This is a genomic window from Vreelandella nigrificans (assembly GCF_002374315.1).
Taxonomy (GTDB): Bacteria; Pseudomonadota; Gammaproteobacteria; order Pseudomonadales; family Halomonadaceae; genus Vreelandella; species Vreelandella nigrificans.
Map to the genome: position 1 here is coordinate 42,637 of NZ_NWUX01000008.1, position 22,743 is coordinate 65,379.

A 22,743-nucleotide genomic window follows, 5' to 3' on the forward strand; every position below is an offset into this window, starting at 1 on the left:
GATGCTAGACCCAGAAATTCTGCTATGCGACGAAGCGACCTCGGCACTCGACCCTGAAACGACGCAATCCATTTTGAGCCTGATCAAAGAGATCAATAAAACGCTAAAATTGACCGTCGTGCTGATTACTCACGAGATGTCAGTGATTAGTCAAATATGTGACCGTGTGGCGGTACTTGAGGACGGCGCGTTGGCTGAACTGGGGCCTGTTTGGCGAGTGTTCGGTCGCCCTGAACACGAAGCTACCCAGGCGTTACTGGCGCCATTAAAACCTAAAATATCCGACGACATTGCTCAGGCGATATCTGCCACACCCGCGGATAACACTTCCAGAGCGATTGTTAAGTTTTTTTTCGATGGAACCGCAGCCACATACCTACCCCTGGGAATACTCAGTCAGCGCTTAGGTGGTGATCTCAGACTACTGCAGAGTGGCATTGGTCGGCTTCAAGGTCACCCACAAGGCGAGCTGCTTGTCAGCCTGCCCTATCAGCAACACGAGCTAGCCCAACGTCTCGAAACTATTAATGACCTTGTCTCAACCGTGGAGGTACTCGGCTATGCTGTCCCAGCGAATGCTTGATGCACTTTGGCAAGCCTTTCTCGATACGCTTTATATGGTGGGTGTATCAGCGGCGATTGTATGGTTTGTTGGTATTCCACTGGCCATTATTTTGGTGACCACGGCCAAAGGCCAAATTTTTGAAGCGCCGTTGGTTAACAGGGTGCTTGGCAGTATCGTCAACGGCTTCCGCGCCACACCCTTTATTATTTTGCTGGTGGCGTTGATCCCACTTACCCGCTTGATTACCGGGACAACCATTGGCGTTTGGGCAGCCGTTGTGCCTATTACTGTGAGCGCGACGCCCTTCTTTGCGCGCATCGCCGAGGTGAGTTTGCGAGAAGTCAGCTCAGGGGTGATTGAGGCTGCCCAGGCGATGGGTTGCCAAAAGCGCCATATCATATTCAACGTTCTTCTGCCTGAGGCATTACCAGGGATTATCGGCGGCTTCACCATCACGCTTGTGGCCATGATCTCTGCCTCTGCCATGGCAGGTGCCATTGGTGCAGGCGGGTTAGGCGACCTAGCGATTCGTTACGGCTACCAGCGTTACGACACCACCGTGATGCTTGCTGTTATTGCCATTCTTATCGCTATTGTTGCCATCATCCAGTATGCCGGGGATCGCTATGTTTACCTTTTAAAGAATAGGTAGGCCAATACTTCTTACTCTTAATTAAGCTAGGCACCCAACCCATTTAGAAAATGGTATTGGGTAAAGAGCATGGCTTCACCATGGCGCTGGAGCAGGATCTCCAGCGTATTACTTACGAGGAAACATGATGACAAACAAGCGTCGCGGAGCAACCCCCGACACTCCCCAGAAACAGCCTGCGCTTCCTATTCTGGATTTGCGTGATTTCCAGAGGACCGATCAGCGCCAGACGTTTTTAGCCAACCTACGTCAAGCAGCCCGCGATGTTGGCTTTTTCTACCTTATTGGCCATGGGGTTAATGACACTCTTATTCAACAAATATGGCAGGTATCCAGGCGCTTCTTCGCGCTACCACAAGCAGAAAAAAATGCCATCAGCATGGCCAACTCGCCTCACTTTCGTGGCTATACCCAGCTAGGTCGCGAGTTAACCCGAGGGGTACCGGATCGACGAGAACAAATAGATATCGGTGCGGAGTTACCCGCCCTTGAACTCTCGTCGAAAGACCCGGCTTGGATGCGATTACAAGGGCCGAATCAGTGGCCTTCAAGGCTGCCTGAATTACGTGAAGTAACACTTGAGTGGTCTGCAACGCTGCGTAGTGTTGCCATCAGCCTGCTACATGCATTTTCGGTCGCCCTGGAGCAGCCGGAGACTGCCTTAGATGGCTTAATCAATAAAGCCCCTGCGCAACTACTGAAGTTGATTCGCTACCCAGGTAGCCATCAGGCACATGAACGCCAAGGAGTGGGGCCGCATAAAGATGCGGGCATTTTAACCCTGCTACTTCAAGATGATCACCCTGGTTTACAGGTAGAAAAAAACGGCGAGTGGCTCGATGTACCGCCAATCCCGGGGGCCTTGGTGGTTAATATTGGTGAGATTCTTGAACTCGCCACAAACGGCTACCTCCGCGCCACGCTACATAGGGTTCTAGTACCCGATGCAGGAGTCACCCGCTATTCCATTGGCTATTTTCTGTCCCCTAGCCTGGAAGGCAGTGTGCCGCTCTTACCGTTGCCCGAGCATCTAGCCAAAGATGCGCTGGGCCCGGAAAGCGATCCCGACAACCCCCTCTTTCGTGATATCGGCCCTAACGCTTTAAAAGGCCGATTGCGCTCGCACCCAGATGTTACCGAACGTTTTTATCCTGAATTCTTACCCTGAATGCTCTTTGATAAGGAATACGTATGACTACCCAGCGCCGTCGTCGCGTTACCCGTTCTGTCAGTGGCCTGTTCATAGGGGCTCTCTCACTGGCTGTCCATGCTAACGAAGCCACAGACACACTGACTATCATGGCCTCATCATTGCCTCATGCAGCTATCCTCGAGTTTGCTGATAGCTATCTTCTGGATAACCTCTCGCTTGAAATTATCGAGATTACCGGTCAAATGAATCCAAACGGCTTTTTAGCCGGTGGTGATATCGATGCCAACTTCTTTCAGCATGTGCCTTACCTGGAAACAGATGGTGCCAATTTTTCACAGCCACTGACGGTGATTGCTACCGTACATATCGAACCGTTAGGTCTTTACTCAAGCCGGTATGACACCTTGGAAGCATTGCCCAAGGGCGCACGTATCGCCGTACCGGATAACCCAACCAACTTGAGTCGTGCCCTCTTTTTATTAGAAGATGCCGAATTACTTTCATTGGCACCAGGCGTTAGCCGAGCGGAGCTGACGCAAGCAACGGAACTGGATATTGCCGAAAACCCATATGAACTTGAGATAGTGCCCATCGATGCGCCGCTATTAATGCGTGCATTAGCAGATGTTGACGCGGCGATCGTCAACGGCAATTGGGTGTTAGAAGCAGGTTACACCCCCGACGAGGATGCGCTGGTATTAGAAACAGTCCACGACAACCCTTACGCCAATATACTGGTAACACGTGAAGAGCTTGCCGATGATGAACGGCTTATTGCGCTTGCTGACGCATTAGAGTCAGAGCAAGTCGCTGAGTTTATTCGCGAACGCTATGACGGTGCGGTACTACCGGTTCACTGATAGGCAAAAGCGTGATGGGTGGCTCATCCTGCTGGCATAAGGATGAGCACCACCACGATCATCCACGGTATTGAATGCGCCAACCTAGATACAGCCCTGCCATACAAAATACCGCAAAGACCCAGCCTGAAAGAGCTGACGCCATAATGCCAGATAATAAAGTGCCGACCGTACAGCCTAGTGCGACCATAGCCCCCCACCCCATCAGCACCCCGCCAGCAAATGTCCGCGTGAGCTCTTTAAAAGAGGGCTTTTTGAAAACTACATCGCCAGCTGAAAGTGCCGAGGCAAACGCACCTAAGGTCACACCGATAACAAATAAGCCGTTATTACTCCAGAGCGTTTCCTTAATAACAGTGGCGCACCCCCTGAAGGTATCCAAGCCTTCAAGCCGAGTCGGTAGCCAGCCAAAAGTATCTGCCCCTGTTCGCGCTAAGCTGCCAATTTCCGCCGTAACACCAAAGGGGCCCACCCTAAGGTAAGCCAGTGCGGCTAAAGCACCTATGAGAAGTCCGCCTGCCCAGGTTGGCCAGCGCTTACGCCACCACATGGTTGTATTCGACGCAGGCATTATTTGATGGCGCCACGCCAATACCAACGCCACGGAAGCCAGCACGACCAGCTGTAACCACAATGCCCCTTCATAACCTAAATAGTGAGGCAGCCAAATAACCGGCGCGCTTTGTATCGCTTGAAGATAAAGCGTATTCCAACTGGCAAAGCCAAGCGCAAACCCAACGATGACACCCAGCAATCCAATGGGTGCGGTCGCCATGCCTTCCCCCAACCGATAAAACAAAGCACTGACACAGGAGCGAGCTAATGACATGCCGATGCCAAAGGTAAACGCCCCCACCACCAACACCCAGCTAATAGGGCCAATATGTGCCCCCGGGGGTAAACGATCAGCACGAGGCACTGGCATAAACGCACCAAAGATAAAATGGTAACCCACCAAGCCGACCGCCAACGCAGCCACAATGCCTAGCAACCCAGCCGCATCACGCCGTTCAAAAAAATCCCTTGATACGCAATAAAAGCAAAACCGTGAACGCTGTAGTAACGCCCCAAACGACACCCCAAGCCAAAGTGACATTTCAAGATGCCCGCTATCGCTAGGCGCGATTACCCATTTGGCAAAGAGAACAACACCTGCCACTACCAGTAAAGGAAATAGCCACTGCCGAGCGGGCGGAAAACTGATCCTACCTACCCTATCGCTCTGAAAATTCGACATAAAGTCCCTACTAATCATCTCTACTTGCCAATAAAAAGTGTTCATCCATAAAAAAGGCAGTGCAAACGCACTGCCTGAACTCCAAGGAAGAGGAACACTAAAACGCTACAGCTTACTGACCACCCCAGACGGTGCCTGACAGGTTAGCGACAGGGACGCCAACGGCATTACCGTACTCAGTCCATGAACCATCATAATTGCTCACGTCGTATCCCAGCAGTTTGCTTAAGGCAAACCAGGTGTGGCTGGAACGCTCACCAATACGGCAGTAGGTAATGATAGGTTTATCACCATTAATACCCACGTTGGCGTATACCTGGCGTAACTCTTCAACCGATTTAAAAGTACCGTCTTCAGCGACCGCTTCACCCCAGGGAACATTCACAGCGCCGGGCACATGACCTGCGCGAACCGCAAGCTCCTGAACACCGGGCGGCGCGAAAATTTTACCCGTATATTCATCCGCCGAACGGATATCAACAACGTCAACATCCGCTTCGTTTTTCGCCGCCGCTAACACATCAGGTAAAAAGGCGCGCAGCTCTGAATTGACACTCGCAATGGTAATGTCACCTGCGTCAGGTGTCGGTGCGATAGGCGTTAACGTACGGCCTTCGGCTTCCCATTTATTACGACCACCATCCAGCAGCTTAACGTTGGCGACATCATAAATATCAAATACCCAAGCCCCCCATGCCGAGAACCAGTTATTGGTATCCCCATAAAGAACAATGGTGTCACCTTCAGATACCCCTGCATCCCGAAGTAAGGACTGGAAATTCTCCTGGCTAACGATGTCACGGTTAACCGTATCCACTAAGTCCGTATGCCAGCTAACATTGACAGCGCCGGGTATGTGGCCCCGCTCGTACACACCTGGATTTACGCTAACTTCAAAAACCACCAAGTCTTCACTTTCGAGATTATTTTCCAGCCACTCCGTGCTGACCAAAAACTCGCTATCAGCAGCACTGGCAGCCGACACAGCTAAGCATGTGCTAATAAATGATGCGCCAATATAGTGTTGAATTTTCATTACCGTCCCCTTTTGTTTAACCTACCTATGAGATAGTAGTGAAGTCTCTCTAAGTTAAATAAATACTTTTAAGCGATATAATTTTCTGGATTAAAGATTTAAAAACTAAAGCTACCGAATAAAAAACTTAACCGGCAAACGCTCTTTTTGGTACAACCAGTGATTGATCCAGCTTATTTCGTAACTCTCGCTTTGCTGCTTCAAAGGAGGAGTCATCCCGATTGCGCGGCCGAGTAAGGGATACCTCCTGCATATCATCAATTCTTCCTGGGTGCGGTTTGAGCACGATTACTCTGTTAGCAACGACCAGTGCCTCTTCAATATCGTGGGTGACCAAAACCAACGTCATCCGCGTTTCTTCCCATAAACGTACGAGATGATCTTGAAGACGAGACCGGGTGAGCGCATCCAGCGCTGAAAAAGGCTCGTCGAGCAGCAGCACGCTTGGCTGAACCACCAGGGCGCGGGCAAGTGCCACCCGTTGCGCCATCCCTCCTGACATTTCCCTTGGCCATTTTTTACCCTGGTGGTCTAACCCGACACTTCGTAAAGCGGCATACACACGCTGGTGTTTCTCGGTTATGTCTAACCCCTCTAGCCCAAAGGCCACATTTTCTTCAATGGATAACCACGGAAGTAGTCGAGGCTCCTGAAAAACCAACCCTATTTTGGGGTGAGGCTCAGTAATCTCATCACCATCGACACGCCTAATCCCTGACGTGGCGTTTTCCAATCCTGCGATCAAGCGCAACAACGTGCTTTTCCCACACCCGGAGCCCCCGACAATAGCGACAGCTTCACCGGCACGAACCTCAAGCGAAAAATTGCTCAGCGCCGCTGTCCCGTTAGGGTAGGTTTTTGAAAGGCGATGTAACTCCAACATACTTAGTGTCCTCCGGCAAAGTTATCCTGCCAGCGCAGGAAGGGAGCGCTGAGCGTTACGATCAAGCCATCCGTGAGCTTGCCAATCACTGCAAACACGATAATGGCCGCTAAGATTTGATCTGGACGCCCCATCTGTTGTCCATCTACCAACAAATACCCAAGGCCTTGGGAAGCGCCCATCAACTCTGCCGCTACAACAAACATCCAGCCCAACCCAAGCCCTGTGCGCAGGGCAAGAATGACACTCGGTAGCGTTGCTGGAATAAATATCCGGCACACCAAGCGATACCCTGAGAGACGAAAGATTTTCCCAACCTCGACAATCTTACGATCCAGCGTCATCACTGCTGCCGAAACGCCTAAGTAAACCGGGAAGAAAACACCTACGGCAATCAGCGCAACCTTGGAAGTCTCAAAAATACCCAACCAAAGAATAAAAAGCGGCACCCAGGCCAATGAAGGAATCGCTCTCAGCGCTTGCACACTGGGGTCTAATAAACGCCGTAGAAGTGGCTGGTAACCCACCGCTGCGCCAATCGCAATGCCAGCAACAGCACCGATTAAAAACCCCATGGCCACTCGCCACAGCGTGGCGCCTATGTGCAGTGCCAATTCGCCACCTGCAGTTAAGCCCCAAAGCGTGGCGAGGATACGGCTAGGGGGCGGCAACAGCCGCCCTTCCGCCCATCCCAGATAAACGACCAGCTCCCAGCCAATCGCCAATGCAAGCGGCAAAATCACCCCAAGGGAAGAGGACTTGAGCCACGGATAATCATTCGCCTGTAACTCAGAGTGACCTCCCTCATCATCACGGGGTAAAGCAATTTCGCTCTTAACAGCACTCATGATGCATCTCCTTCTCTGGTCCTACTCATCCACCGCCAGCAGGAAGCTAGGATCGAGCAGCGCCCCGACCGTTTCATCAATATTGACCGATGCATCGATAACACCAACGTTTTGCAAGGCCTGACCTGCCTCAAGCACAAACTGGCGCTGGACATCGCCCACTTCACTGTTGGTAAAGTCTTCCCGGGTTAACTGACGCTCAATAATTTCCTCAGGCAGGCGAGCAACACTGACAAGCACATCCACCACTTCTTGTGGATTTTCTAGCGCATATTCCCGGGCACGCTCATAAGCTGCCAGGACTCTGATGACCAATTCGGGATGTTCTTGCGCGAACTCTTCACGAACGTTCAAAAAGCCCCAGGTGCTTAACTCAGGGTCTTTATAGAAGGGAACTGCACCATTCTCTAACTCCGCAGCAGCGGTTAACGGGTCTAGCGCTGCCCAGGCATCTACATCGCCTCGCGCCAACGCCGTACGCCCGTCTGGATGCTGAAGCAGTACGGAATTAATGTCCTGTTCTGTGAGGCCGTGCTTCGCAAGTGCGCGAATCAGGAAAATATGTGGGTCGGTACCACGGGTAACGGCCACTCGCTTACCCGCCAGGTCTTCAACGCTCTCGATATCACTATTAGCCCCGCGCACCAAGGCAACACCATCTGGACGGGTATAGGTATAAACGACGCGAATCGGGTTTCCGTTTACAAAACCAATTAACGATGCCGCCGCGTAGGTAGAACCAAAATCAAGCGATCCCGCGTTTAGAAACTCAAGTGCCTTATTGGAGCCCAGTGACTGCACCCAACGAACATTGATGCCATCTTCCGCTAATTCTTCTTCTAAAAACCCCTGCTCTTTTAAAATCAGCCCTACCGGGTTATAAGTGGCATAATCCAATACGATTTCCCGTACTTGTGCATGGGCAGCAGAGACGCTAAACCACAAGACCACGGACATTGGCCATAGCCACCAGCGACGAACGGCATGCGGGAAAGAAAATTTCTTTTTCATCAAGGGCTCTCCACAAGGGCTTTAACGTAAGCAATCAGTAATTAGATGCGCTTAAAGACAATAAAGCCCGGCCCCATCATTTATTAAATAAGGAAAAAAGCATTGCTTATTTAAAATAACATATAAAAACTAAGCACACTCTTCACCTTAGAATGCCATAAAATCTTGTCAATCATCGTCCAGCAATGCAAGAAACTCACGCGTGCTTGCTTCTTTAGGGTTGGTGAGTACCTCGGCAGCTTTACCACTTTCTACAATAAATCCTTTATCCATAAATAACGCTTTACTGCTTACCCTTCTTGCAAAATTCATTTCGTGAGTGACAATCACCATGGTTTGGCCCTCTTTAGCCAACCCTTCAATCACCTTGAGAACTTCACGTACCAATTGTGGATCAAGTGCTGACGTTGGTTCATCAAACAGCATGACCTCAGGCTTCATCATCAGCGCTCTTGCGATAGCTGCTCGCTGCTGCTGGCCTCCAGATAGCGCATCGGGATACTTGTCTTGATGCTCAAGCATGCCTACTTTGCTCAGCAATATTTTACCTTCTTCGATAGCCACAGCTTTAGGTCGAGATTGAACGATTATTGGGGCTTCAATGATATTTTCCATAACGGTTTTATGAGGAAACAGATTAAAGCTTTGAAACACCATTCCCGAAAAACGTCTTAATTCTTTAATATCATTACGCCTTACCGACCCACCACCAAATTTGAGCGTTTTTGCACCTATTGTGATGCTGCCCTCATCGGGCATCTCCAGTAAGTTCAAGCAGCGTAGTAATGTTGTTTTTCCAGAGCCGGAAGCACCCACCAAACACACCACTTCGCCTTTACTTACCTGGAAGTCTATGGACTCAAGCACCGTGTGATCACCAAATTTTTTCTTGAGATTTCTTACCTCAATCATATAGTTATACTCATCAATGACGGTTCAAATAACGGCTATATCTGACTTCAAGCCTATTCTGAAAGTGACCAATGACAATACACACAATCCAGTAGATAAGCGCAGCCGTGATATACATGGTCATGCTGTCGTAGGTTCGCCCAGAGATCAGTCGTGCGCTGTATAGAAGCTCTTGAACAGTAATCACCGAAGCTAAGGAAGTTCCCTTCACAATATCCATAAAGATGTTAAACGTGGGGGGCAGCGCAATGCGGGTCGCTTGAGGGAGCACAATTCTGCGTAGCGACTGGATATAGCTCATTTGTAGCGAAGTGGCTGCTTCCCATTGCCCGCGAGGGACCGACATCACCGCCGACCTAACCACTTCAGCATTGTAGGCTGCGAAGTTCAAACTGATACCAACGATACCGGCGACCACTGCGCTAGAGAACTGAACGCCCACTACTGGTAGCCCATAGTAAAGAATAAAAATAAATACCAGCAGCGGCGTACCCCGCATAAACGAAATATAGATACGGGCAGGTAAGCGTAATATCGCGTATTTGGACATTCTGGCAATACCCAACAATACGCCAAGCACCAGCGCGAAGAACATACTAAATGCGGCTATAAAGAGCGTTATCTTCAACCCTTCTAACAAAAAAGGCAGTGAATTACGCGCCAGCTCTGCATCGTAAAGATGCTCCCACCTTATTCTTGAAAACCAATCAATCATTAATATCCTTTACTGTAGCAATAGATATAGCGGGCTAAACCTTCGCCAGCCCTCATCAGCCAATAAGAAAGCCCACATTCCTGTGGGCCTATTGTGGATTAAGGCGTTAACAAACATATAAAGAGAGGGCTTACTCGCCCTCAAGGCTAACAATGGACTCATCATCTGGCGGGGTTGAAACATCCTCACCTAGAAACTCGATAGCCAAATCAGTCACCGTGCCGTTCTCAATTAGCGTCACCACCGCTTCACTCAATTTGTCTCTTAGCGCTTCATTGCCCTTTAAGACAGCCATCGCACTTTGCGTCGAGTGATACTTAACATCGCTTGCCACTGCCAAACGATCATCGTCAAAGCCTTCTAAGGTACGGCGTAACACAAGGTAATCATTTAAATAAGCATCTCGGTTGCCATTGATGATATCCCTTAAAATGGCTTCGACCCCACCATCATAGGCAACTCCGTGTGCGCTAATGTTATCGGCAAAAATCGCATAATTACTGGTTAAAGAGCCCAGTGCTACGTCAACGCCTTCCAAGTCATAAGCAGAGGTAAAATTGTCCACGTCCTCAGCGCGTACGACAATGGAGCCATAGGAGTACTTATGAGGCTCAACAAAGTCGAAGATTTCTTGGCGTGCTTCAGTAATTGCAAAATCATGCGCAGCAACATCAATTTGCCCGTTGCGTAAGGCGGGCAAAATGCCATCGAAGGCCATTAGGCTAAACTCGACCTCAATACCAAGCTGCTCGGCAACCTGCCGAACCAGCTCCACTTCGAACCCTGTGAGCTGATTGTTTTCATCAAGGAAGGTGATCGGTGCATAGGTGCCTGACGTGCCCACCACCAAGGTTCCCTTTTGCTCTACTTTCTGCCACGAATCATCTGCGATTGCGCTACCACCATAGATACATACACTCGCAGCAAGTCCCACCACTGCCTTCGAGAACCCTATGTTTTTCATGCCCTACCTCTTTGGATTATTCTTAATATCTACTTTTCACTGAATGACCGAACCGCCGCTTAAAACACAGCTGGTGAAGAAGCGTGACATTACTCATAAAGGGCCTTGGCAGGAAATCACAATCTCTGAAAAGCTAATTCATTATTGCCGATTGTGAATATCAGTAGGCTTATAGCACGGTAGAAAGGAAAGCCTTGGTACGAGAGTGACGAGGAGCATCCAAAACAGTTTCGGCGCTACCCGCCTCCACAATGACGCCACCATCCATAAAAATGATTTGGTCTGCAACTTCGCGGGCAAAGCCAATTTCATGGGTCACCACCACCATGGTCATGCCCGATTTTGCCAGCGAGCGCATGACTTCTAGTACCTCGCCGACCAACTCAGGGTCGAGTGCGGAAGTGGGCTCATCGAACAGCATAACGTCTGGCTCCATCGCTAATGCTCTGGCAATAGCCACCCGCTGCTGCTGGCCACCCGATAACTCACGCGGCCAAGCATTGGCACGCTCAGCGAGCCCCACTCGCTTAAGTAAGCGGTGGGCACGCTCCATTACAACCGCTTTGGATTCGCGCTTTACCCGAATAGGCGCCTCTATCAGGTTCTGTAATACCGTCCAATGAGGGAACAGATTAAAGTGTTGGAAGACCATACCGATAGAGGTTCGCTGGCGAGCGATCTTATACTCTTGCAGTTCGAATAGACGGTTCCCCTCCTGACGATAACCAATTAGCTCATCGCCCACCCGAATGGTACCCGCATCAATCCGTTCAAGATGGTTGATACACCGCAGCAGTGTTGATTTGCCTGAACCGGAGGGCCCTAAAATCACACAGACAGAACCTGCCGGGACGCTGAGATCAACGCTATCAAGTACCTTATTAAAACCAAACGATTTGTTAACTCCCTGAATGTTAATGTCGGCACTCATATTTTTCCCCGTTTTTGCTTGAAGCCGAGGAAATCATTTACATATTCCCAGGGCGCTCTCCCCTGAGCAGCCACGCCGCGACCAAAATGCCGTTCAACAATGTACTGACCTATGGAAAGCACTGATGTCATGGCGATGTACCAAAGGGTTGCCACCATCAGTAGTGGAATCACTTCATAAGTGCGCTGATAAATAATCTGCACAGAGTAAAGTAAGTCCTGCAGTGCGATCACGGAGACCACCGCAGTGGTTTTTAATTGGCCAATCACTTCATTACCCGCCGGAGGCAATATGGTACGCATGGCCTGCGGCAATACAATCCTACTCATGGTTTGCCAGCGGTCAAACCCCAGCGCCTTAGCGGCTTCATTCTGGCCACTGCCAATACCAAGAATACCTGCACGAATGATTTCAGCAGCGTAAGCAGCCTGGTGTAGTACCAACGCCAGCACGGCAGCGCTAAAAGGGCTAATGATGCTGTTCATCGGTGCAGACCACACCAAGCCAACCCATGGCAGATTAATGGCTAAATGCGGGTAAAGAGCCGCCACGTTGTACCAAAGAAACAGCTGGACCAGCAAAGGTACGGCGCGGAATAACCAAGTGTATGTCCAACTAACGGCTACCAGTACGGGGTTACTAGACAGGCGCATTAATGCCAATACAGCACCACCTGCAAAGCCGAGTAACAGTGATAATACCGTCAGTTTTATCGTCATCCACACTCCAGCCAACACCGTTGCACTGGTTAAATAGTGCGCTACCAATGACCATTCAAAATTGGCGTTATTTACTATCGAGTTCATCGCAGCCACGGCTAGCAGCAATGTCAACGCAGCCCAGCACCAGCGACCGTAGTGCTTTAAAGGTACGACTATAAGAGGCTCGCTGGTGGTCATGCCGGCATTACTGCCGGCATTAGTGAACGCTCTATTACTCATCTAAGATATCCCGATTTGCACGAGCCTCTGTAATAGCGCCATGCTCGATATTCCACTTAGTCAAAATCTGTGCGTAGGTGCCATCCTCAATCAGCGCGTTGACGGCTTGGCGAACCGGCTCTGTGAGTGGTGAATCTTTGGGTAAGCCAATGCCCACCTGGTTCGCGGGCACTTCAAAAGTACCGCCAATTTCTAAGCGCCCATTGGTCGCCGCCGCCTCATAAGCAAGGCCTTCATAGGGGCCAAAAAATGCGGGCGAACGCCCACTGATAACAGACTGAACACCTGAAGCCCGGTCAGGAAATAGAGGTATTTCTATGGGTTCTAGGCCCTCTACGACACAGCGTTCACTGGCGTCTTCGAGCATAAATGCATTCGTGGTTCCGGAGCCTGCAGCAACGGTTTTTCCACATAGCTGTGCGAAGTCGGTATATGGCTCATCTAGGCTGCCCGCTTGCACCACCAAGCCTAATTGGTTGGTATTAAAGAAGCTGACAAAGTCGATCCGCTCAAGGCGCTCTGCCGTCACGTGCATATTAGATAACACGGCGTCATAGCGGCCAGTCGTTAAGCCGGGAATAAGATTGTCAAAACCGCCCACGTCATACCATTGCGGTTCAAGCCCTAGCTTGCGGGTGACGGCGCTCATTACATCGATCTCTCGCCCTTCAATAGAACGCCCATCCTCACCGTAAAAGCCAAACGGCGGCGAGGATGGGTTTGAGCCAAGGGCAAGCACCCCGGCACTTCTGGTGGTTTCAGGAAGCAGTGTTTGCAACTCAGCATCCGCTTCAACCTCAAACTCCGTATTAAAAGGCACGCTTGCCTGCTGTGCTAATGCAACCACAGGTAACAGCGTAAAGAGAGATGCGCCAACGACGTTGAAAAACACCGAAGGTATCGTTTTTTTGACCATGTTTACTCTCCCATCAATAGTTACAGATTAAATACACACCATTAATAGCGGATGCCCGCCATAAAACCTTGGATAAGGTCATCTATTAACGCCGCCGGGGATTCCAGCCCGATGTGCAGGCGTAGAAACGGCCCAGCCGTATCACTTCCCTCACGCTCACCAACATCAGCAATACTCACTAAGCTTTCAAAACCACCCCACGAGGCTCCCAACCCAAAGAGCTGAAGTGCGCCTATGAAAGCGTTGAGGTCGATGTTTGCTGCTTCAGCGAAGGCAAAGGTCAATAGCCCATTGGCACCACTAAAGTCACGTTTCCAAAGTTCATGACCTGGGTGTTCAGACAGCGCGGGGTGATAGACCCTGGCCACCTCAGGGCGTGTGGCAAGCCAGCGTGCTATTTCAAGCCCGTGGCGCTGGTGAGTCTCAAGCCGCGGCGCAAGCGTGCGCGCCCCACGTAGTACCAAGTAAGCGTCATCAGGGCTCACAGTAGCCCCAACGGTGTCGCTCAACTGGGATAGTGCTGACCAGGCTTGCTCCGTTGTACATACGCTCCCCATCAATACATCGCTATGGCCTGCTATGTATTTGGTTAGTGCCATCACGGAGATATCAGCGCCTAAGGTTAATGGTCGATACAAATAACCAGATCCCCAGGTGTTATCCACTGCCAGTAATATGCTTTTCCCACGGCATAGCGCGGCGATGGCTGGAAGGTCAGCAAATTCAAAAAGTAGTGAACTCGGCACTTCGGCATATACCATTCGCGTGTTATCGCGCAGGTGACGCTCAATATCGCGACCATCCGCGGGGAAATAACTCACCTCAATGCCAAATGGCGCTAACAACTGCTGCGCCACACGCCTTGCGGGAGCGTAAGTGCCTTCGGTAATGAGCAGATGGTCGCCAGGTCTCAGGTAAGCCATGAACATATGAGTAATGGCCGCCAGCCCAGTGGAAAACAATTTGGTTCGGTAGCCACCCTCAAGCTCACTGACCAAATCCTCCAGCGCAAAGGCGGTTGGATTCCCTCGGGCGCCGTAGCTCAGCAGGCGTTCATTATCACGGCGAGACCTAACACTCTGCATTTCATCCGCACTGTCAAAAAGTACGGTACTTAATCGACTCACCGAGTGATTCACGGCATACCCACCCGCTTTAGGCTCGGGGCGAGCACTATGTACTAATAAGGTTGAGGGATCGTGACGTAATTGAGGCTGAATAGCACTCCTAAAACGATTCAAATCAAGAGGATCCAACTGATCCAGCAAGCCCACCTCCCAATCGAGGTATTGGCGTGCCGCCGCTTTGTTACCCGCATGACGGTCATGAGCAAAAAAGAGAAAGTCGATACGCTGCTCATCGGTAAGCGCGTCTGACAAACGAGTAAGCGGCAGCCCAGCCTCGCGCCACTCCTTTATGTCGTCCGACATCCACTGCATCGACTGTATCTGATGGGCGGTGAATTCCAGTGCAGTCAGGCTTGCCACTGAACGCTCATGGGAAATCAACACAATAGGGCGAGTTTCTCCCGCGATTGTGTCGGGTACAAGCGGCCGCGTCGACCAGAGAGCGCCAGCAATGTGCCCACCGATGAATTCACCACTTGGGCGAAGATCAATCAGTGCGATGTCTTCATTGATTAACCGGGCAGCCAGCGTAGAAGGCGCAATGCTGGGTAGTTCGGGTAAATTAAGCGCACCAGGAACCGCCAGCGCCTTATTAAGCTCAACCTCTGCAATCGCATCCGCTAATGAGTCACTTAAGACATAGACTTCGCGACCCATTTGACGCAGCCAAGCCGCCACAATCGGTGCTCGTACCCCATCGTCATCAAACAACACGATGCGAGCACCACGCACGCCAATATAGAGATCAGTCGCCTGGATAAGCTGCCCACCGGGCGTGCTTTGAGCGCCAGGTATGCTTGCAGCAGCAAACTCTTCAGGGCTACGTACATCACACACAAACAGTGTGCGCTGTTGATCGCTTACCCACTCGGCTAACTTCGCGGTATTTATAAGGCTAACACCGTGGCGGCTGGCCAATGCCCAGGCAGCCTTGCGCTGCTCATCGGCTTGTTTGGGAGTAATCGTTTCGGGATACCGCTTGTTACTGCCATGCTCCAGCTCAAGATCGGCTAGGTACCACCCTTGCGTACCATTTTCCAGCGCGTAAACAGGGTTTTCAATTCCCAAGTCAACGAGCGTTTGCGCTCCGATAATGCTGCGTGTTCTACCGGCGCAATTAATCACGATAGGCGTTGAAGAATCGCTAACTACGTCATGAATGCGATACCCCAGCTCCCCATTTGGGCAGCAGATGCCACCTGGGATATTCATTTTGTGATATTCATCAAAGGGGCGACCATCCAGCACCACCACCGGCTCGCCTTCACGCTGCCAAGTGGATAGCCGCTCTGCCGTGATGTGAGGCGTATGACGCACCTGCTCGACCAGCTCGCCAAATGCCTTGGAGGGCACATGTACCCCCGCAAACAACTCATTACCCGCTTTATACCAGGCACGACTACCGCCGCTAAGCTGATACACCTGCTGATAACCTAGCTCGCGTAAGTGCTGGGCCGCCTTAGAGGAAACCCCGCCCCCCTCGGAATCGTAAACGACTGTACGAACTTTCGGATTAGGGGCTAGCCGACGAACCTCTATCTCCAACCTGCTATAAGGCAATGGAATAGCATGAAAAAGATGAGCGGCACCGTATTGACCATGCTCGCGCACATCAAACAAGGCAATTTCGTTCCCGTCGAAAAGCCATTGCTTTAACTGCAAAGGGGAAACCGTCGTCATACGAGTCACGTCGCTCTCAATTGGATTCATACAAGCGCCAGCGAACGTTCGTTAGCCGCTATTTCGCGGCCCTTGGCGTAAGCCTTCAGCACAGTGGGACGTGCAGCCATTTGCTTATGCCAGGCACGCACGCGTGGGTAATCGGCTAGATCAATTCCCTGTCTATCCGGCTGTATCCATGGAAAGATGGCCATATCGGCGATGGAGTATTCACCAGCAACATAGGCCACCTCACTTAAACGTCTATCCAGTACGCCATAGAGCCTTTGCGCTTCCTGCTGCAGTAAAGACAGCGCATATGGCAGCTGCTCCGGTGCTTTTTCACGGAAATGCTGAAGTTGGCTCAGGTAAGGCGTGATGTGCCCAACTTGCCAAAACAGCCACTCCTGCACCTGATGGCGCTTCTCGCCTAATGATAAGAAGCGCCCCTCTTTTGCCGCTAAATAATTGAGAATCGCACCTGGCTCAAAGAGAGTGATAGGCGGGATATCGTCAACAGGCGCATGATCAACAATGGCAGGTATACGTCCGTTGGCGCTTATCTTTAGGAATCCCGGGTCATGCTGCTCACCCTGACGAATGTTGATGGGCACTATGCGGTACTGCAAACCAAGCTCTTCAAGCAAAATGCCCACCTTCAAACCGTTGGCGGTCGGCCAGTAGTAGAGATCAATCATCGAACATAAGCCGGGGTAGATGGCGCCATTTGACTGGCGTTGTAATTAAGAATGCGGCCATCGGCTTCAATGCCGTAGCGGCCCTCTAAGGGCTCCAAGGGGCGACCGTAGAGATGAAAATGCAATGTGGCTTGCTCTCCATCCACCTGGATGCTGTGAATATCATCTCCCAGAAATGCGATGGGAGTACGTGGCTCAACCGTGACTTCTTTTTCAAGCTCCAGTGTGGCGCGCTGCGGGTCGCTCCTGTCGTCCAGTCGTCGATAAACACGATTCAATTCCTGCCCCTGCACCGCTGCAATGACTGCCCAGGTTTCATGGTTATGGGGAATCGTCTTTCGCCCTGGCAACATCGCATTTAAATAAAGCGTTGGCGCATCATCGCCATCATCATTTAACCGGTAGCGTGTGGCAGCACTGCCTGAGCCTGCTACCGGCGCAGGAAAATTCGCTAGATTAAAAAGATCCTGACGCTCGGCGAGAGCATCCAGTAAGGCCGCAATGTTGGCCAATGCCTGTCTATCGATCCCCTGTTTGGTGATGTCACTTACCTGTTCAAGGAACGGCAGAACCGCCTGACGACGCTGTTCATTGCTCATTACGCTTTCCCTCCATTATTCAATTTGTATAAAACCGTGTTGCTCAAAGCGTGCTCACCTCAAACACTCGAACGCGTTAGAGCAGCACAGGCATTAGCGATACGCTTGCTGGCCTCTTCCACATCATGAGTGGCGGTAGCGATGGAGAAACGCACCCACGGCGATAAGCCGTAGGCATTTCCCGCCACGCCAGCGACGCCCGCTTCAAGTAGATATTCCACGACGTCGCTATCACTCGTGACCAGCCTCCCATCAGGGCAGTACCGTCCCAATAGCCCTCGGCAGCAGACAAAGACGAAAAAGCCCCCCTGAGGTACCAATACCTCAAGGCCATCAACGGCAGAGAGCACATTGACCAGCAAATCACGCCGCGCCCGATAGGCCTTCACTTGGTTAGGAAGGAAAGCCAAGCCCCCCTGAAAGGCTGCTAATGCGGCGGCCTGCCCGATAGATGAAGCACCGGAAGTTGACTGCGACTGAACGACACTCATGGCATTAATGAGGGTTTCGGGACCCGCGCCGAAACCCACCCGCCACCCCGTCATGGCATAGGTTTTTGATACGCCCCCTACCACCAGAGTGCGCTCTATAAGGTCAGGCGCAACGTTAAGCAGTCCTATAGGTGGCTGGTCATCAAAGCGAATGTGTTCGTAAAGCTCATCAAGAAGGATCAATACGTTAGGAAAACGGCGTAATACAGAGGCCAGTGACTCAAGCTCGGCTTGATCATAAATGGCACCGCTTGGATTACCGGGGCTGTTCAGTACTAGCCAGCGAGTATTGGCAGTGATGAAGGCTTCCAGCCTTTCCGCTGTCAATTTGCAGCCTTGGGCAAGGGAACTCTCGATAAACACGGGAGTTCCCTCATTGAATCGCACACTGTCTGGAAACGTAGGCCAATACGGTGCTGGTAAAAGTACTTCGTCACCCGGATCCAGCGTCGCGGCAAATGCATTGAAAATGACCTGCTTCGCTCCGTTGGCGATACAGATAGCGGATAGCTGGTACGGCAAACCATTTTCTTGGGCCAGCTTTTGTTGTACCGCCAAACGAAGCGCACGTATGCCTGGCGTTGGGGTGTACTTGGTCTGCCCCGATTCAATCGCCGCATAGGCTGCTTGTTTGATGTGCTCTGGCGTGTCGAAATCAGGTTCACCGGTGGTCAGATCAATAATATCTTGCCCGGCTTCGCGCAACGCTGTAGCAGTCGCTTTAGCGGCGGCATTGGCTGACAGCGACACACGCGATACGCGGCGCGATAGACGCATCGTCATTACAGCGCCTCCTTAGCAGGAAGAACTTTTCCAGGATTCAATAAACCATGTGGATCCAGGGCATGCTTAATCCGCTGCATTAGGTCGAGCTCAACGGCGCTTTTATAACGTGACATCAGCTCGCGCTTGCGCTGTCCAATACCGTGCTCGGCACTGATCGAGCCCCCAAGGGCATGGGCAGTGTCATGCACTACCGCACTAACTTGCGCGTAGTTCGCCAAGAAATCTTCACTGCTCTGCCCTTTTGGGCTAGCAACGTTATAATGAAGATTGCCATCCCCCAGATGACCAAAGGTAAAGTGCCTCACCCCAGGAAACCGTTGCTGCAGTAGCGCATCCGTGCGCTCGACAAACTCAACAACACGCGAGATGGGCACTGAGATATCATGCTTAGCGTTAGCACCATCCCGTGCCTGGGCTTCACTCAAACTTTCACGTAAATGCCACAGCGCTTCACGCTGAGCACCGCTTTGCGCAATCAGAACATCAGCAACCGACTGCTCCGTTAAAGCATTGAATAAAACCTTTTCAAACAGTGACTTCAGATCAGCCTCACTTTGATGGCCGGAAATCTCGATCAACGCATACCAAGCGTGTTCAATGGTCTTAAATGGCTGGGACGCATCAGGTAGTTTGGATGCTAGCAACGACAAGCAAGGCCCAGACATCAGCTCGAATGCCGTGAGAGAAGCGTCAAACGCCTCACGAGTGAAGGAGAGAAAATTAACCGCTTGCGATAACCTATCGAAGGCAACAAATGCGGTGCACTGGGCGTTGGGTAACGGATAGAGCTTCAAGGTAGCAGCCGTAATAATGCCCAGCGTTCCTTCGCTACCGATATATAAATTGCGTAGATCATAGCCGGTGTTGTCTTTGCGCAGGCCACTTAACCCCTCCCACACTTCCCCTTCGGCCGTCACCACCTCTAGCCCTAAGGTCAGCTCGCGCGCATTACCAAAACGCAGTACAGCGTTACCACCGGCATTGGTACCCAGATTGCCACCAATTGTGCAGCTGCCTTCTGACGCTAAGCTTAGAGGAAACAGTCGCCCCGCTTGCTGCGCAGTGTTCTGTACATTTTGTAATATGCAGCCAGCTTCCACAGTCATCGTATCGTTATGGGTATCGATAGCACGTATACGATCTAGGCGATCCAGTAAAAGCAAAACACTGCGACCACTTTCGTCCGGCGTGGCGGCCCCCATTAAACCGGTGTTTCCCCCCTGCACAACAATAGGGATAGCGTACTGGCCACATAAGCGCACTACCGCCGCTACTTCACTGGTATTTGCAGGCCGGACCGCCGCCACCACGTTGCCTTTATAGCGCCGATGGCGATCAGTCAGCCGCTCCACTACTTGCTGGGAGCTCTGAACATAGTGCTCACCCAGCAGATGCTGGAGATCGGTAAATAGTGACACTCAGCTCACCCCTCTCAATAAACGCCCATATCAACCTCAAAATGAGCATCGACACCGGATATGAGAAGGATGCTAGTCAGTGAAAAAGAAAGAGATAAATCCTAATATCAAATATGCTTATCTTAAAAAACAAAGAAGATAGAAGTATTACAAAAAAGCTTTTTAATTATTTAAAATTTATTTTAAGCACCCCATTTAAAACATAACGAAACATAATCCATTTATTGTTTTTGTTAATATTAATCACCCGCTAAAGATCACTATGGCCACTCTATCTACCTTGGATCTCGATCTCTTACGCACTTTTATCGCGGTTGCTGATTACCAAAGTTTTGCGGCTGCAGGGGAGCAACTCTCCCGTACACAATCATCCGTTACTCAGCATATGCAACGGTTGGAACAGCTCGTCGAGGTACCACTGTTCCAAAAGAAAGGACGGCAAAAGCAACTAACCGACGCAGGACACCAACTTTTGCGGCATGCCCGTCAAATGATGGCGCTTAACGATGAAGCTCTGAATGCCCTGCGTGAAAGCCATTTGAATGGTGTGCTCCGTATCGGGTCTCCCCATGATATTGCCGACACCATACTGCCTCCGCTGCTGGGTCACATCGCACGCGTAGCACCCGGGCTTCGCCTGGAAATCGATATTGGTCGCAGCCCTTTTTTGATGGAGGATTTACACAGAGGTAAGGTCGATATGGTGATTTCGACTATCATAGATTCAGATATGCAAGGATTTGCTTTACGTACATCTCCCGTATGGTGGATTTGCTCAGCCCAATACCTACACAACCCCTTTGCGCCACTACCCTTAGTGCTCATTGGCGAGCCGAGCATTTATCGACGGTTTGCCCTTGAGGCATTGGAAAAAGCAGGCATACCCTGGCGGCAGGCTTACTTGGCTTCTAATCTTAGCGGCGTCAAAGCGGCAGTACGCGCTGGGCTAGGTGTCACGGCACGAAGTATGGAGCTGCTGGGGCCTGATTTGCGTGTACTTGGCGAAAGCGATGGGTTACCAAAATTGCCCGATGTGACCTACTACTTGTGGATAAGGCCCAATATCGTTAACCCACTTATTCGCCAAGCGTACGATTTGATTAAAGATTTCCATAAACGTGGTTTTTTTTGAGATCGCGTTATACACGTATCTGCTGCATTAACATTGATGGCCTCAAGTCAACCTAAGAGTCATAAATGGGTGAATGCTTGAGGCCAAGAATAGCTCTATCAAAATCAACCAGTAGCAGAAGTTTTGTGACGTTCCTTTTCCAGATCTCGCACTAATGGTAAAATTTTCTCTCCGAAGTAAGCGACTTCTTCTTGAAAATGCAAAAATCCACACAAGACAAGGTCAACTCCAAGACGCTTAAGATTCACAATTCGCTCGGCAATTTGTAATGGCGTACCAATCAAATTAGTCTTAAAGCCGTCATTGTATTGAACCAAGTCCTCAAGCGTTGATTGCGCCCAGTTACCTTCTCCTTCTGGTGAAGCAGCTCCTGCATTTTTGACCTCATGCGCAAAGCCACCGACGGCTTGTGGATCAGCTTTATCAATAATTTCTTTCAGGACTGATTGCGCTTCTTCTTCAGTATCCCTCGCAATCACAAAAGCGTTCACCCCAATTTTTACAGCGTGGCCGTTTTGCTTAGCTTTTTCACGGATATCATCTATTTGCGTTTGATGACCTTCCGGTGTATTGCCGTTTGTGAAATACCAGTCAGACACCCGAGAAGCCATATCCCTTGCAGCGCGCGAGCTTCCTCCCTGAAATATCTCAGGATGAGGTTGCTGCAACGGCTTAGGCTTCAACGTATAATCATTAAACTGATAGAAATTACCTCTAAAGGTAAAGTTGTTTTGAGTCCATACACCTTTTAGTACTTGTATAAACTCTTCAGATCGGCGGTAACGTTCATCATGATCTAGCCAAGGCTCGCCAATAGCGCGAAACTCGCCACTAAACCATCCACTGACTATGTTAACAGCAGTTCGGCCACCTGACACATGGTCTAGCGTTGCTAGCTGCTTTGCCGCGACTGCCGGGTGCCAAGGGCCGGGAAGGATCGCAGTAATTAATTTCAGCTTTTTGGTCGCTTCAAGAATAGCGGCACTGAACAACATAGGCTCATGCTGATTATCAGCGCCATAACCTGCAGTAAAGCGAATTTGGCTTAAAGCGTATTCAAAACCACTATTCTCAGCAATTTGTGCTAGCTTACGGTTATACTCAATATCCCAGCTTGTTCGCTGTTCAATTTTGCTTATAACCAACCCACCACTAACGTTAGGCACCCAGTAAGCAAACTTTATATCTTCACAACTCATCCCATACCTC

At 50.6% G+C, this 22,743-nt stretch carries 22 protein-coding genes; 5 read left to right on the forward strand and 17 right to left on the reverse strand.

Annotation, left to right across the window (positions count from 1 at the left end):
• Positions 1-136: 136 nt before the first annotated feature.
• The 4 genes from CPA45_RS23280 to CPA45_RS10960 all read left to right on the forward strand — a co-directional run bounded on the left by CPA45_RS23280 (position 137) and on the right by CPA45_RS10960 (position 3,230).
• On the forward strand, positions 137-583 hold the full coding sequence (locus CPA45_RS23280; protein ID WP_422822032.1) for an NIL domain-containing protein: 447 nt from the start codon (positions 137-139) through the stop codon (positions 581-583).
• Entirely contained in the window at positions 561-1,217 is a 657-nt protein-coding gene (locus CPA45_RS10950; protein WP_035536934.1) for a methionine ABC transporter permease, read from the forward strand. Before CPA45_RS23280 ends, CPA45_RS10950 begins: the two co-directional genes overlap by 23 nt.
• A gap of 124 nt (positions 1,218-1,341) precedes the next feature.
• Positions 1,342-2,385 carry an isopenicillin N synthase family dioxygenase gene (locus CPA45_RS10955; protein WP_208858494.1) on the forward strand — a complete coding sequence of 348 codons (1,044 nt, stop codon included), beginning with the start codon at positions 1,342-1,344 and terminating at the stop codon, positions 2,383-2,385.
• Positions 2,386-2,408: 23 nt separating this feature from the next.
• The gene (locus tag CPA45_RS10960) at positions 2,409-3,230 is read left to right on the forward strand and encodes a MetQ/NlpA family ABC transporter substrate-binding protein (protein WP_096651584.1); all 822 of its coding nucleotides are present in this window, start codon (positions 2,409-2,411) and stop codon (positions 3,228-3,230) included.
• Between the two features lie 58 nt (positions 3,231-3,288).
• Here CPA45_RS10960 and CPA45_RS10965 read toward each other — a convergent pair whose 3' ends face one another.
• From CPA45_RS10965 to CPA45_RS11040, 16 genes are all read right to left on the reverse strand, one after another.
• Positions 3,289-4,467 carry a YeeE/YedE family protein gene (locus CPA45_RS10965; RefSeq protein WP_096651695.1) on the reverse strand — a complete coding sequence of 393 codons (1,179 nt, stop codon included), beginning with the start codon at positions 4,465-4,467 and terminating at the stop codon, positions 3,289-3,291.
• Positions 4,468-4,579: 112 nt separating this feature from the next.
• A complete protein-coding gene (locus CPA45_RS10970; protein WP_096651585.1) occupies positions 4,580-5,503 on the reverse strand; it encodes a sulfurtransferase in 924 nt (307 codons plus the stop codon).
• A gap of 127 nt (positions 5,504-5,630) precedes the next feature.
• A complete protein-coding gene (locus CPA45_RS10975; RefSeq protein WP_096651586.1) occupies positions 5,631-6,386 on the reverse strand; it encodes an ABC transporter ATP-binding protein in 756 nt (251 codons plus the stop codon).
• Between the two features lie 2 nt (positions 6,387-6,388).
• On the reverse strand, positions 6,389-7,234 hold the full coding sequence (locus tag CPA45_RS10980) for an ABC transporter permease (RefSeq protein WP_096651587.1): 846 nt from the start codon (positions 7,232-7,234) through the stop codon (positions 6,389-6,391).
• A 21-nt stretch (positions 7,235-7,255) separates the two neighbouring features.
• Positions 7,256-8,245, reverse strand: a complete 990-nt coding sequence (locus CPA45_RS10985; RefSeq protein WP_208858495.1) for an aliphatic sulfonate ABC transporter substrate-binding protein — start codon at positions 8,243-8,245, stop codon at positions 7,256-7,258.
• A 168-nt stretch (positions 8,246-8,413) separates the two neighbouring features.
• Positions 8,414-9,157, reverse strand: a complete 744-nt coding sequence (locus CPA45_RS10990) for an amino acid ABC transporter ATP-binding protein (protein WP_096651588.1) — start codon at positions 9,155-9,157, stop codon at positions 8,414-8,416.
• A 13-nt stretch (positions 9,158-9,170) separates the two neighbouring features.
• Complete coding sequence (locus CPA45_RS10995; RefSeq protein ID WP_096651589.1) at positions 9,171-9,872, reverse strand: amino acid ABC transporter permease; 702 nt, start codon at positions 9,870-9,872, stop codon at positions 9,171-9,173.
• 130 nt (positions 9,873-10,002) lie between these two features.
• The gene (locus CPA45_RS11000) at positions 10,003-10,836 is read right to left on the reverse strand and encodes a transporter substrate-binding domain-containing protein (RefSeq protein ID WP_096651590.1); all 834 of its coding nucleotides are present in this window, start codon (positions 10,834-10,836) and stop codon (positions 10,003-10,005) included.
• 169 nt (positions 10,837-11,005) lie between these two features.
• On the reverse strand, positions 11,006-11,767 hold the full coding sequence (locus CPA45_RS11005) for an amino acid ABC transporter ATP-binding protein (protein WP_096651591.1): 762 nt from the start codon (positions 11,765-11,767) through the stop codon (positions 11,006-11,008).
• Positions 11,764-12,708, reverse strand: coding sequence for an amino acid ABC transporter permease (locus CPA45_RS11010; protein WP_208858496.1), 945 nt, complete (start codon positions 12,706-12,708; stop codon positions 11,764-11,766). The genes CPA45_RS11005 and CPA45_RS11010 overlap by 4 nt, the downstream gene beginning before the upstream one ends.
• Positions 12,701-13,624, reverse strand: a complete 924-nt coding sequence (locus CPA45_RS11015) for an ABC transporter substrate-binding protein (protein ID WP_096651592.1) — start codon at positions 13,622-13,624, stop codon at positions 12,701-12,703. Before CPA45_RS11015 ends, CPA45_RS11010 begins: the two co-directional genes overlap by 8 nt.
• 41 nt (positions 13,625-13,665) lie before the next feature.
• Positions 13,666-16,461, reverse strand: coding sequence for a cystathionine beta-lyase (metC, locus tag CPA45_RS11020; protein ID WP_208858497.1), 2,796 nt, complete (start codon positions 16,459-16,461; stop codon positions 13,666-13,668).
• Positions 16,458-17,108, reverse strand: coding sequence for a glutathione S-transferase N-terminal domain-containing protein (locus CPA45_RS11025; RefSeq protein ID WP_096651593.1), 651 nt, complete (start codon positions 17,106-17,108; stop codon positions 16,458-16,460). Before CPA45_RS11025 ends, metC begins: the two co-directional genes overlap by 4 nt.
• Complete coding sequence (locus CPA45_RS11030; protein WP_096651594.1) at positions 17,105-17,707, reverse strand: cysteine dioxygenase family protein; 603 nt, start codon at positions 17,705-17,707, stop codon at positions 17,105-17,107. Before CPA45_RS11030 ends, CPA45_RS11025 begins: the two co-directional genes overlap by 4 nt.
• Positions 17,708-17,766: 59 nt before the next feature.
• Entirely contained in the window at positions 17,767-18,981 is a 1,215-nt protein-coding gene (locus tag CPA45_RS11035; RefSeq protein WP_096651595.1) for an aminotransferase class I/II-fold pyridoxal phosphate-dependent enzyme, read from the reverse strand.
• A complete protein-coding gene (locus tag CPA45_RS11040) occupies positions 18,981-20,402 on the reverse strand; it encodes an FAD-binding oxidoreductase (RefSeq protein WP_096651596.1) in 1,422 nt (473 codons plus the stop codon). The genes CPA45_RS11035 and CPA45_RS11040 overlap by 1 nt, the downstream gene beginning before the upstream one ends.
• 262 nt (positions 20,403-20,664) lie before the next feature.
• Here CPA45_RS11040 and CPA45_RS11045 point away from each other — a divergent pair, with 262 nt between their 5' ends.
• Positions 20,665-21,534 (forward strand): LysR substrate-binding domain-containing protein, encoded by an 870-nt coding sequence (locus tag CPA45_RS11045; protein WP_096651597.1) that lies wholly within the window; start codon positions 20,665-20,667, stop codon positions 21,532-21,534.
• Positions 21,535-21,638: 104 nt separating this feature from the next.
• Here the strand turns inward: CPA45_RS11045 and sfnG are convergent, their stop codons facing one another.
• On the reverse strand, positions 21,639-22,733 hold the full coding sequence (gene sfnG / locus CPA45_RS11050; RefSeq protein ID WP_096651598.1) for a dimethylsulfone monooxygenase SfnG: 1,095 nt from the start codon (positions 22,731-22,733) through the stop codon (positions 21,639-21,641).
• Between the last annotated feature and the right edge of the window lie 10 nt (positions 22,734-22,743).